The 12,361-nt window shown below is 63.2% G+C and carries 9 protein-coding genes and 1 tRNA gene; 4 read left to right on the forward strand and 6 right to left on the reverse strand.

Features of this window, described 5'->3' with window-relative positions:
* Position 1: 1 nt before the first annotated feature.
* Both JRZ79_RS23765 and JRZ79_RS23770 read right to left on the reverse strand, forming a co-directional pair.
* Positions 2–1,573 (reverse strand): DNA-directed RNA polymerase subunit B'', encoded by a 1,572-nt coding sequence (locus JRZ79_RS23765; RefSeq protein ID WP_010903998.1) that lies wholly within the window; start codon positions 1,571–1,573, stop codon positions 2–4.
* Positions 1,574–1,801: a DNA-directed RNA polymerase subunit H gene (locus tag JRZ79_RS23770; RefSeq protein WP_010903999.1), complete on the reverse strand. Its 228-nt coding sequence runs from the start codon at positions 1,799–1,801 to the stop codon at positions 1,574–1,576.
* A 179-nt stretch (positions 1,802–1,980) separates the two neighbouring features.
* On the opposite strand from JRZ79_RS23770, the gene JRZ79_RS23775 reads away from it, so the two are divergent.
* A tRNA-Asp gene (locus JRZ79_RS23775) sits at positions 1,981–2,053 on the forward strand.
* An 88-nt stretch (positions 2,054–2,141) separates the two neighbouring features.
* On the opposite strand, the gene artA is transcribed toward JRZ79_RS23775, so the two are convergent.
* Positions 2,142–3,062, reverse strand: coding sequence for an archaeosortase A (artA, locus tag JRZ79_RS23780; protein WP_136361013.1), 921 nt, complete (start codon positions 3,060–3,062; stop codon positions 2,142–2,144).
* 247 nt (positions 3,063–3,309) lie between these two features.
* Between artA and JRZ79_RS23785 the strand changes: the two genes are divergently transcribed.
* A complete protein-coding gene (locus JRZ79_RS23785; protein ID WP_205252309.1) occupies positions 3,310–4,539 on the forward strand; it encodes a hypothetical protein in 1,230 nt (409 codons plus the stop codon).
* A 39-nt stretch (positions 4,540–4,578) separates the two neighbouring features.
* Here the strand turns inward: JRZ79_RS23785 and JRZ79_RS23790 are convergent, their stop codons facing one another.
* Together JRZ79_RS23790 and JRZ79_RS23795 are read right to left on the reverse strand one after the other, a co-directional pair.
* Positions 4,579–4,989, reverse strand: a complete 411-nt coding sequence (locus tag JRZ79_RS23790) for a hypothetical protein (RefSeq protein WP_136361015.1) — start codon at positions 4,987–4,989, stop codon at positions 4,579–4,581.
* A 63-nt stretch (positions 4,990–5,052) separates the two neighbouring features.
* Positions 5,053–5,676 carry a TetR/AcrR family transcriptional regulator gene (locus JRZ79_RS23795; protein ID WP_205252310.1) on the reverse strand — a complete coding sequence of 208 codons (624 nt, stop codon included), beginning with the start codon at positions 5,674–5,676 and terminating at the stop codon, positions 5,053–5,055.
* A gap of 300 nt (positions 5,677–5,976) precedes the next feature.
* Here JRZ79_RS23795 and JRZ79_RS23800 point away from each other — a divergent pair, with 300 nt between their 5' ends.
* Positions 5,977–7,836: a BGTF surface domain-containing protein gene (locus JRZ79_RS23800; RefSeq protein ID WP_205252311.1), complete on the forward strand. Its 1,860-nt coding sequence runs from the start codon at positions 5,977–5,979 to the stop codon at positions 7,834–7,836.
* 9 nt (positions 7,837–7,845) lie between these two features.
* Here JRZ79_RS23800 and JRZ79_RS23805 read toward each other — a convergent pair whose 3' ends face one another.
* On the reverse strand, positions 7,846–9,522 hold the full coding sequence (locus JRZ79_RS23805) for a hypothetical protein (protein ID WP_231546318.1): 1,677 nt from the start codon (positions 9,520–9,522) through the stop codon (positions 7,846–7,848).
* 295 nt (positions 9,523–9,817) lie between these two features.
* Between JRZ79_RS23805 and csg the strand changes: the two genes are divergently transcribed.
* Complete coding sequence (gene csg, locus JRZ79_RS23810) at positions 9,818–12,361, forward strand: HVO_2072 family ArtA-dependent S-layer glycoprotein (RefSeq protein ID WP_205252313.1); 2,544 nt, start codon at positions 9,818–9,820, stop codon at positions 12,359–12,361.

The raw sequence follows: 12,361 nt of genomic DNA on the forward strand, positions 1-12,361 counted from the left end.
GTTAGTCGTCCGCGGACGTCGTCGATGTCGTTTCCATGCTGATGCCGGGGATTCCCTCCACACCCATCGAGGACAGCTCCTGTTTGAGGTCCCGCTCGTCGTCGACGTCCTGTGAGAGCTCCATCGCCTGCGCGAAGTTCTTCACCAGCCCACAGTTCGGGCCTTCCGGCGTCTCGGACGGACAGATGCGCCCCCACTGGGTGGCGTGTAGGTCCCGCGCTTCGAAGTGCGGCTGGGAGCGGCTGAGCGGACTGCGCAGGCGGCGCAGGTGGCTGAGCACACCCATGAAGTCGGTGCGGTCGACGAGCTGACTCACGCCGGACCGCCCACCAACCCAGTTCCCGGTCGCAATCGGGTGTTCGAGGCGCTCGGTCAACACGTCGGACCGAACCACCGTGTTCACCGTGAGTTCGCGGTTCCGCATGTTCGCGCGCTCCAGCTGGTATTTCACGTCACGCGCGAGCTTGTTCAGCGCCGTTCGGAACAGGTCTTTCATCAGGTCTCCGGAGACCTTCAGGCGCTTGTTCGCGTAGTGGTCCTTGTCGTCGGCCTCGCGGCGGCCGAGCGCCAACTCGAAGCACGCCTCGGCCATCCGGCAGAGGTAGTACGCCTTGTTGATGCGTGTCTCCTCTTCCTCGACGCCGTCCTCGTGGAGGTGTGGGAGGAGATAGCGGTCGATGACGTAGTTCGCGCGCTTGAGCTGGTAGTTCTTTCCCTGCCCGGAGGCGACGCGCTGGCCCAGGTCCTCGATGGCTTCCTCCTGGGTCTGGACGTCGGCTTCCTCCAGGTTCTCCAGCATGAACTTCACGATCTCGGGGTCCTCGCTGACCCGGTGGACGATCTCCTCGTCGGACTCCAACCCGAGCGCGCGCACGAGCGTTACGAAGCTGATCGACCCGGAGACTGACGGGAACGACACCTCAAGCAGGCCCTCGCGGTTGCGCTCGACGAGCACGAGCGCGCGGTAGCCGCGGCGCTGGCTGAACGTCTTCGCCACCTGAATTTCGTCGCCGTACTTGGAGTCGTACTCGGCGAGGATCTTGTTCGGCGCGAGGTCCTCGCTGGTCATCAACACGCGCTCGCTGCCGTTGATGATGAAATACCCCCCGGGGTCGGCCGGGTCCTCACCGATCTCGATGAGTTCCTCGTCGCTGAACCCGGAAATGTTGCATTTGTCCGAGCCCACCATGATGGGCATCCGACCGACCTTCGTTTCGGTCGTGTCGAGGACACGCTCCTCTTCTTCCTCGCCACCACGCACGATGCTCATCTCCATGAACACGGGCGCCGAGTACGTGATGTTCCGCAGCCGCGCTTCCTGTGGGTACAGCAGCTCCTCGCTGCCGTCGGCCTCCCTGACGCGGGGCGTGACGGCTCGAACGTCACCGAGCTCAACCCACACCGGCTCTTCGTCCTCTTTGTCGCCGATGTCCGTCTCGATGCGTTCTTTCTCGGTGACGACATCCTGCATGCCGTGTTCGAGGAACGCGTTGTACGAGCGGAAGTGGTGTTCGGCGAGGCGTTCTTTCGAGAAGTACGATTCGGACAGTTCGCGTTTGTCTTCCTGTAGCATCTATTCGATCACCAGTCGGTACACGACGGCTTCGTCTGTGGTTCGCGAGTCCCGAACGATCTCCACGACGTCCCCGATTTCGGCGTTGTCGGGCAGCGCTGGATCCTTGTATTTGATCTTCGGAAGCTCCGTGCGGTCGATGTCGTAGTCCGCAAGCACTCCGTCGAGTGTCTCCTCATCGAGGACGGTGTGCTCGGGTACGAGTTCGTGTTGGCTTACGTCTACCATGGGTGCACCTGCGTGGGGGGAGAACTGACTCTCACGAGATACTACAGGCCAGTTGCTGCCCACAGCATTTAAGCCTTGTCAACCACGGGGCGCGCGAACGGCGACACGACAGCGATACACACACAGCCCGCGATTGGAAAGTCTTAATACTATACCCCGGATACGAATGAGTGCAGCCAGCCCGGATGGTGTAGTGGCCCATCATACAACCCTGTCACGGTTGTGACGCGGGTTCAAATCCCGCTCCGGGCGCTTTCTCCGTTCCGCTACTCGAACAGCGCCGCGTCCGTTCCCAACCCCTCCTGTCTCGATCCACGCCAACCGACGGGACCAGGCCGGGCTAGCGGTCGCCGGCGAACCGGCCCGTGATGTCGTATTCATTGCCGGTGAGAACGAACGCCACGTCCTCGATGACGCCGCCCAGCTCCGGCACGATACGCAGCAGCGCCAGCGTCAACACGACGAGCACCACGACAGACAGCGACTGCGCAAGCACGCGATCCGCGAACAGATACGACACCCGGTTGGGGTTGTCCGTCGGGAACAACGCAAACACCACGCCTTCGATAACATCCCCGCCGAACCACTGGTTGCCGTGTGCGATCGCGATGAACACGACACGCACCAGGTTCATGCCGTAGATCAGCGGGATCGCCACCCCCAGTGCGCGCAGCCTGCGCCGCATCGGCGCGTCGACGGCCGCCACGAGCCCGCCGACGATGCTCATGCTTCCGATCCCCGTACACGCCAGTAGCACTGTCGTGGGGAACCCCCAGGGTTCGCCGGTCACGACGTTCGTCCCGTGGAACGCGAACTTCGCAGGGTAGCCGTGGTAGCTCGTGGCGACCTCGATCGCCGGGTGGTAGCCGAGTTGGCCCATGATCCACGCGGCGTGGTGTGTCGTCGTGAGGATCGCCCACCGCCGCAGCGGCTCGATCGTCTGGAACGGAATGTAGAGCAGCCCCATGACCGCGATCGCGCGGGTCAGTGTCGCCAGCGACTTCCGGCCGCTGGCCACGAGGTACGCCGTGTAGAGGCACGCGGGCACGGCCGCTGCAGCGAGTGCGCCCTCGATGAGTGACTGCTGCACGAACAGGAAGTGTTCGATGAGCAGGCCCCAGAACAGCCCGAACACGGCCCACGCGCCGACGGCGGCGTACCGCCGCAACGCCTCGTGGTCGTCGCTGGCCGCGTCGATCAGGGCGCTCGTTGCGAACGCCGCGACGACAACCCATGCGAGCGCGTCTGTCGCTGCAGTCATGGTTGCTGGTCCGAGCGAAACACGCCCCGTCTATAGGCGTGTTGGTGTCTGTGGGTGGCCAGTCGCTGCGGTCGTCTCGTCATCGACCATTATCATAACTTGGCTTATACATAGCTTTTTCTACAGGCATCCATATCTCAGTTATACGACCTTTCATAACGTATCACGATGGATGCTGAATAATTCCAATTCTACACCATCTCAATAAAATCAACATTTATATATTGTTAGGTTGTTGTCCGGGATTATGATGGGAAACAGCCACATGGATTCCCGCGCGCTGAAAGCGTTAATTATGACGGCCGTCGTCTGCCTGTCGGCCGTCGCGGCTGCTGGCGTCGTGTCCGCAGACAACGGCCTGAAAGTCACTGTTTCAGACGTGACCGTCTCTGATGACGAGCCTGAGACTGGTGACACGATTACTGTCACGCCGACCGTGCGCCACTCCAGTTCCAGCGATGGAGCGTTCGAGATCACGCAAGTGACCCTCTCCGGCGACGGCGGAAACCTGGCAAAGGTCAGTGATTTGGGAACGATCGCCGGCGGCGAGTCGATCGACGTGCCGCTTCGCACGTCCTTCGACTCAGCTGGTGACAAAGAACTCACAGTCACCGTTCGCGGTGTCCAGACCGACAGTGACGGGGTCACCCGCAGCATCGATTCCGTCGACTACCCGGTGTACGTCTCGGTCTCGGAGCCGTCCTCGTCGTCACCACCCGAACCTCGCCTTCAGATCGACGCGCAGTCCGCGGTCGCGGGCACCGACACGCCGGTCACCGTTACGGTCTCGAACGGCGAAGAGGACCCGCTCACGGACCTGTCGCTCGACCTCGAAGCGACCAACCAGAACCTCGACACTGAGACGCGCCTGAAGCCGGTGCTCGGCACCGAGAACATCACCCAGTTCGAATTCGATATCCGGCCCGAACGCACCGGGACGATCGACCTCAAGGCATCGCTTGAAACCAGCGACGCCGCAGTCAACACGTCGAAATCCATCGACGTCGATGCGCTCCGAACCGACGTCCGCGTCGACGCAACAGTCATCGAAGAGAACGACTCGAAGTTCCTCCAGTATCGCCTCATCAACCTCGGTAACGCAGCCGTCAACGACGTGACCACGGTCGGCACCGACGACGTCGGTCCGGCACCCGCGGCCGCGTTCGGGACCGTCGACGCCGCCCACTCACAGACGGTGACTGTTCCCACTACGCTGGACGCCGACACCACGCTCTCGCTTCACACTGAGTACCAGGTCGGCGGGGAGTCCTACGACAGCTCGCAGTCCGTCCAGGTCTCCAGCTCCTCGATGTCGATCGCACCAGCCACGGCCCAGCCGAACCAGTCGGCACAGCAGTTCTCGCTGACGCCCGGCTCTATCACTTCGCTGTCCGGCTCTGTCGCCGCGCTTCTCGTGTTGGGGTCGCTGGGCGGGCTTGGCGTGATCGGGTTCCGTCGGTTCCGCGACGGCGAATAACCGCTCCTCCTGTTTTCTGCCGTCCTGTTCCGTGTCCCGCTACTCCGTCGCGTACAAGAACACGGCACACGCCGCCAGCACGGCTTCGGCTGCCTTCGAAATCACGGCCGTCGTGTTGAGTGTGTTGCCCATGTAGAAGGCGTCCACGCTGAACCCCTGGAACACGAACAACGAGACGATCGTGGTGAGCGCGTACGCCGCCGCCACGAGATACAGCGCCTCGCGCCAGTAGCTGCTCACGTAGACGGCGCCGCCAGCCAGGAACCCGACGCCGTTCAACACGAACAGGATCGCCAACTGCTGGTTCAACCCAGCGATCTGATTGCCCAACTGGAGGTGGATGACCCCTGTGACGATCGCCGCCAGCAGTGCGAGGTAGCCGACCGCGTGTGTCGGGAGTGCGATGATCGACGCCGCCTCCCGGCTCGCCGTGCGTGATTGCTGTGACATACCCACAACGTGTTGCCCGTTCTATGTAATAGTTTGTGCGCCACGCAGCACGCACGAGCAGGGTTACGCTACTAACACCGCTTCGAGATACGCGTGGGTCGCTTCCCGCACCGGCGTCAGGTCAGTCGTCATCGTGACTCGGCGTGTGAACACGCCGGTCAACAGCGTCGAGATGAACGACGCCACTTGCGTCGGATCGACGTCGCGGAACTCTCCCGCGTCCACGCCACGCTGGATGATCTCCGCGATGTGCTCCTGTTGGATCCGGTCGATCGTCGTGATCTGTTCGCGGTAGTCGTCGTCGTGGACTGCCTGCGCGCGGATCTGAATGAACGCCCGGATCGTCCCATCCGTCGGCGGCGACAACGCCGTGGCATCCGATCCGGCGTGGTGTCCGAACACCACCTCGTCGATGAACCGTTGCAGCTGCTGGAGGGGGTCCTCGTCGTCGGGCTGGACGATCCGGTACCGAAGCTCCTCGACGACGTAATCGACGAGCGCGAGCAACAGCGTGTCTTTCTCCGCGTAGTGATGGTAGACCGACGCCTTCTGCAGGCCGACCTCCTCGGCGATCCGATTCATCGACAGCCCAGCGTAGCCGTCCCGCTGGAGCACGAGAAACGCCGCCCGGAGGATCTCCTCGCGTGTGTCTTCTGGAGGCCCCGCAAAGGGACTATCGCCGTTCATACTGATAGTTACGAGAGTAGTATTTTGAAGGTGCTGATTACCGACCCCCACGTTCGCCCCTGCCCTCGTCGCTGTCAGGTCTGTTCTCTGTCGGGTTGCCGTCCGCTCCGTCGTTGTGGCCGACTGTCGGCGGGGTTCCGAGCGCCCAAAGTATTTACCCACCCGACTGCGTCCTCTAGATATCCCCTCTCACGGACGACTGCGCCCGTCCGCTGCGGCTCCACAGATGGACACGATCAAATAACAGGGCCGCGAACCACCGCACTAGATCGGGTGGCGCACCTGGAGACGCTCTCATCCATGACACGCACTCCCTCGCTCACGACGACACTGCGCGCGACCGCCGTTTTCATTCTCGTCGTGGCTGTCGTCTGCACGCCGGCCGCTGTGACAGCGGCTGCGGCCACGGATCACGCCCCGACAGCGGCCGCCGGCGCGCCCCCGGAATCGCCTTCGAACAGCACCGACGACGCTGGCTGGCAACACACCGAGCACACACGGCCCGCGGGAGACATCGTTTCGCTCTCACTGACACTGCCCGACCGCATTCCCAACGATCACCCCGTCTATATTCATGTCGGCGGCGCCGATGCCGGTTTCCTTGATGTCGTTCGCGCCGTCGACACTGACGCCGACGGCACGATCACCCTCGGAATCAACACCAGGACACTCGGGACCAGTACGAGTCTCAGCCCGACGAACACCGAGAACGTCTATTACAGCGGTGGTGACACCGTCACAAGCGGCGTTCACGGACGCCTCGGCGGCGACCCCGGGCCGCGGTTCGTCGGCCCCGACGGCATCCAGGTCGACGGATTCGCCGACTACCTGGCCACGGTGGGGCTGATCCGGAGCGCCGACCGCGAGCGGCCGACAGCCCAACTCACTCGCCCCCTCCAGCCCGGCACGTACACCGTGACGGCGACCACCAACCGAACCATCAGCGCGCAGGCACGCACCGACGGCGCGACGACCGCACTCACGTCGTCACCGGCCGACGGCGGATTCGACACCGCGACGGTCTCACTGACAACCCCGGGCGTCCACAACATCACGGTGAACACGGCCCCCGCCGGCGCGGCAGACGCGGCTCCGAACGCGACCGCGCTCGCGGCGTCGATGACCGACCAGCGACCGCCCACGACGACCGACCGGGTTGTGATCGCGGCCAACGCGACCGGAATCTACGGCCATCTGGCAGCCATCGCGGGCGGGCCGGACGCGCTCGCCTCGGGTGTCGCCCCGAGTACCCTCTCCACACTCGAAGCCCGAACCGGCGAAGGCGTCCAGTTCGCGGTCGAGGCCACCAACAGCCCTGTGGTCAAGGGCCCGGACTCACCGCCCGGCATCGAGTCCCCGCTCGAAATCCTTGACCTATCCGGTGCGGATCCGGCCGCGGCCTCAGTGTACGCCAACGCGTCACGCGGGCGACTGTACGTCGTTGTCGATCCACAGGCGGTTGCTGACTTCCAACCATCCAGCGGGACCGACTTCCAGAACCTCTCGGCGTCGCTCACCTACGAGACCGACCCCGCCGACGCGTTCCAGTTCGACCGTGGGGACAACAACATCCAGACGTATTACCGCAGCCTCCTGGGTGGCGCTGGCGGAGACATAACGATCCCGGCGTTCCCGTATCTGGCTCCCGGCACCAACGAGACCGCCAGCGACGACTTCCAGGTCGTGACGCCACGCACACGCTTCGATCTCCGAGCCGACAGTGGTGACGGGCGGCTGCTCACACGCGCACAGCCGACACACGTCTCGGGTGTGACGAACCTCGCGCCGGGAACCGAGGCGACGGTTCGCGTCTCGTTCGCCGAATCGAACGGATCGTTCGGCTACATTCAGCGGTCCACTGCGACCGTAGCCGCCAACGGCACGTTTACCGGCACTGTCGATCTCCCGGTTCCAACCGTCGGGGAGACGGTGACACTGACGATGTTCGTTGCCGACGATACGGTTGCGCACACGACGGCGACGGTCACCGACCCGACACGCACGACCACGGCAGCCACGACGACGCCCGAGACGCAGTCCGAAACGACCACCACGTCGCGCGAAACCGGCGGTCCAACGCCGGGGTTCACGGCCGTGGGCGCATTCGTGGCGGTTGTCATCGTGTTCGCTGGCGTGGGCCTGCGCCGCCGTCGCGAGTAACGTTGCCCGCTACCCGCGGCGTTGCTGGACGACCAACAAGAGAATCACGACCACCAACAGCCCCACGATCGGGAGCGCGTACTCGCTCACCAACCCGGTCAGCGTTCCCAACGGCCCCGACTGATCGGCGGTGCCCGGCGACACCGCCGGACTGGATTCGATGTTCCTGAGCGTTGTCCTGTCGGCCTGATCGCCCTCGCCACCGGCGGTTTCGGTTTCCGTTCCCGCTCCTTCCACCACCACTTCGTCGACCGGCTCTGACTGGGACAACTCGATGGTCTTCGTGTGCTCAGCCCCCGTCACGTCGATCGCGCGCACGCGCACGGCAGCCGGGTACGCCTCTGCATCCAGCAACTCCTGGAAGCTGACGTTCTCGGTGACACCACCGCTGTACACCGAGTTGATGTCGATCGTCTCGCCGTCCGGCGTGAGCGACTCGACGCGCACGCGTGAGATCTGTCCGTCGTAGACTCGCCCGACCGCCTGGACGCGCTGTGCCCCCGCCGTTCCGGTGAGTGAGTTGTCGAACTGGATCGCCGGCGTGACCAGCTCACTGTAGTTCACCGCGAGTTCGCGGGTGGTCCTGTGGTTGGCCTGGTCGGTGGCGATGAGTGTGATCGCCTTCGTACCGTCGAGGATCGGGACGGTCGTCGTCACCGTCTTCGAGAACGGGCGCTGCAACGGCTGGCGTTGCGTGAACAGGACATCCTGACCGGCACCAGTTACCGGGCCGTCACGAACGCCGATCGACGAGATCCCCACGCTGTCGGTCACCTCAGCGCTGACCTCCACCGCTGAGCGCGTTGCGACTGGCCGCCGATCCAAGACGTTGATCTCGGGTGCGGCCGTATCGTTGACGGTTATCTGGGTGTGGTACTGCCTGACGTTCCCGTATTCGTCTGCGACTTCGATCTGAAGTCGGTTGGCGCCGCTGCCGACGCTCGGACGCCCTGGTCCGAGGCGCAGCTCGCGGGAGAACGAGTCCCCCGGATCCGGAATCTCGATCTCGCGCTTGGCGTCCGCCTCCGCGTCCGGTCGGTATCTTCCCCCCGGTCGGTAGTTGTAGTACCGCGTGATCTCCATGTACTCCACGGCCGACTGATCCTGGATCGTCCCTTCTAGGGTGACGGTGGCCTGATTGACGGTGTAGTTGTTACCGAGGGGCTCGTACTCGTTGTCCGGGCCGACGAACCCGGCCGACATCGGGGCCTCGAACGTGACGAGTGGCGCGTTCGGGTCTTCGGTGATCGTCCCGGTGTACGTCGTGGTCCCGTTCGCAGTCCTGACGACCGTGGTCAGGTCGTGCGTTCCCGCATCCAGGTCCAGCCTCGTGGATTCGTTGAACGCAGTGGCGTTCGGGACGTACGACCGCCGCGTGTTGTCGTTGATGCGCAGCGAGATCACCTCGATGGTGGCGTTGCTGGTCACGTTCATCGCCAGCCGGGGGTTGTCGGCAGTCGTCACCGATCCACCATCGGGCAGCGGCGTGCCCGCAACAGTGAGGTTCGTGGTGAGGTTTAGCGCCTGATCGGTGGCGAACGGAGCCCCCGCATGGATGTTGTTACCCGCGCCGTCGCTCCCCGCGACGGCCGGCTGTGCAGCGACACCGCCTGCAGGGACGACGAGCCCGGCGATGAGAACACAGACGCCGACGACGAGGCACTTCCGTGGCCCACTCCCGCTCATTGCGGCTTCGGTTCGAACTGGGGCATCTTTAACCCCCGTTTTCGCCGGACGGCACCGTGCGTGATGTCGTCGCTCCGCCGTCAACGTTTCATGCGAACAATAACCATGCAGATCGGTGCTCTGACGGCGGCTGGCGCGCGAAAAGGCAGAAAGCATTTACCAGTGGCCGGGTATAGTCTGGAGCACCCCTACCCGAAATGGCGGCTGCAGAAACCCACGATTCACCGTTTCGGCGGAATCAGGTGGATGCGGTCGTCTGGTTGGACTGACACCGTAGCTCAGTCACTCAGTAAAAATGACAGACACAACAAGCAAACTCCGCGCAGTCCTCCTGACGGCGCTGATGGTCGGTTCCGTGATCGGAGCCGGCGTCGCGTTCACGGGCGGGGCTGCTGCGGCGAATGCAGACCAGCTCCTGGATTCCAACGATCGATACAACCAGGACGCGGGTTTCGGTGCAGAGGAGTACAAAACGTCAAATTCCATCGGTAGCGTTGGCGACGGAGCGACGCTCTTCCAGGGCGAGGAAGACGTCACATTCTACAACGCTTCTGAGGAAGAAGACTACAACGCGGTTCAGCTCTCCCGAACCGGCGGATCCGACGAGGGGCTCCCGCTTCAGATGCCACTTCCCGAGGACCAGGCGACCGGTTCCTACGACGCCAACGGTCCTGACGACGGCAAAAACGGGTTCGCTGTCACGGTTCAGAGCCCATCGGTGACGATGCTCGAAGTCCGCAACAACGCGGACAACGACGTCACCGGCGGTGTCCTGAACACACAGCAGGACAAGTCCTCGATCGCCATTGACTACAACTACTACGCTGCCGAGGACATCGAGCTGACCGTCGAAGACGAGGACGGTCTCGACGTTACGGACGAGATCCTCGCTGCCGAGCAGCCGGAAGGCGCGTCCAACGATGGCACCGGAAACAACCAGTCCAAGACGCTTCGCTTCAACATCAAACCGAACAACGTTGACGCGGGCGACTACACGTTCTCGGTTGAAGGTGTCGAGGACCTGGACTTCGGTGACGCCACCGAGTCCGTCTCCGTGACGATTTCCTCCTCGAACAAGGCATCGCTGAACCTCGCCGAGGACGAAGTCGTGCAGGGATCGAACCTCAAGTACACCATCGAGAACAGCCCGGAAGGCAACTACCACGCTGTCACCATCGACAGCGGCGACTTCCGTGACAACAACGACGTCGAAGACGCCCGCAAAATCATGCGCAGCGTCGGTGACACCGTTGATTCCGGTGTCGTCACCGGTGACGAGATCGAGCAAGACGACACTCTCGATGCCAACGAGACTGATTACGCGTACGCCATCGTCGAGATCGACGACGGCAACGGCGTCGGGTCCATCGAGACGCAGTACCTCGATGACTCCAGCGTCGACATCGATCTCTACCCCGCATCCAGTAACACTGACGACGGCGAATATGAGTACGTCTCAGGCGAAACACTCGACAACGTCTCTGCTCTGAACGAGCGGTCGACCGACGACGACACCGACTTCGATGTCACGCAGGGCGACATCACCCTCGACAACCCGACCGGCGCGTACGTTGTCGGCTCGGAAGTCGACATCAACGGAACCGCCAACGAGGGGACTGACGACGTCGTGCTGTACGCTCGCGACAACAACGAGTTCGAACTCGTCACCATCGACAGCGAGGAGTCGATCGAAGTCGACAGCGACGACACGTTCGAAGAGGAAGACATCACCCTCTCGGACGGCTCCGACATCCTCGGTCTCCCCGGTACGTACCGCCTCGGCATCATCGACGAGCGCGACGCCGTCGACTCTGACGGAAACGTGCGGGAGAAGATCGACACGTCCGACTTCAACCAGGGCGTCAGCAGTACGTCCTCGATCCGCGTGACTGAAACGGATCTCACCGCGTCCTTCGAGACGTACAACGGACAGATCGCTGACGACGACAACCAGATCGACGTGGAGGGGACCGCCCCCGGTAAGAACAACGTTGCCGCCATCTTCGTCGGCAGCCGTGGAGAAGTCGAGTTCAAGTCTGTCTCCGTTGACAGCGACGGCACCTTCGACGAAGAGGATATTTCCCTTGACCAGCTCAATCAGGGGACCGCCTCCGCGCACATCCTCTCATCGGGTCGTGACGACACGTTCGGTGAGGACACCGCCTCCAGCATCGACAAGCTTGAGGAGAAGATCACGGACGAACAAGACGGCTACGTCGCGGGTTCGCCGACTGGCAACCAGATCCGCGACCGCATCCTCGCGAACACGGTCGACGACACCGCCAGTGACGACCTCATCGTCACGCAGGAGTTCCGTCTCGTTGACGGACTGACCACGATCGAATCCACTGAGGGTGGCGAAGCGGGCGGCACGCTCACCGTCATGGGGACGACCAACCGGAAGGCCGACGACAACACCATCACGGTTGAACTCCTTCAGGGCGACACGTCCATCGAGATCAACAGCACTGAGGAGTGGAACAACAACGGCCAGTGGTCGGTTGACGTCCCGCTCTCGAACGTCGAGCCGGGCAACTACACGGTCGAAGCTGACGACGGTGACAACACCGACCGTCAGGACGTCGAAATCGTCGAGGAACTCGAGGAGCCTGATCAGACGACCGTCGATCAGCCCGAGAACAACCAGACGATGACGACGACGATGACCGAGACGACCACCGAGACGACCACCGAGATGACCACCACGCAGGAGAACACCACCGAGAACGGCTCGGAGGGTACTGATGACGAGTCAAGCGGCAGCATCCCCGGCTTCGGTGTCGGTGTTGCGCTCGTCGCGGTCCTCGGTGCGGCGCTGCTGGCACTCCGCCAGAACTGA

It is taken from the genome of Halobacterium sp. BOL4-2 (genome assembly GCF_016917835.2).
GTDB lineage: Archaea > Halobacteriota > Halobacteria > Halobacteriales > Halobacteriaceae > Halobacterium > Halobacterium salinarum.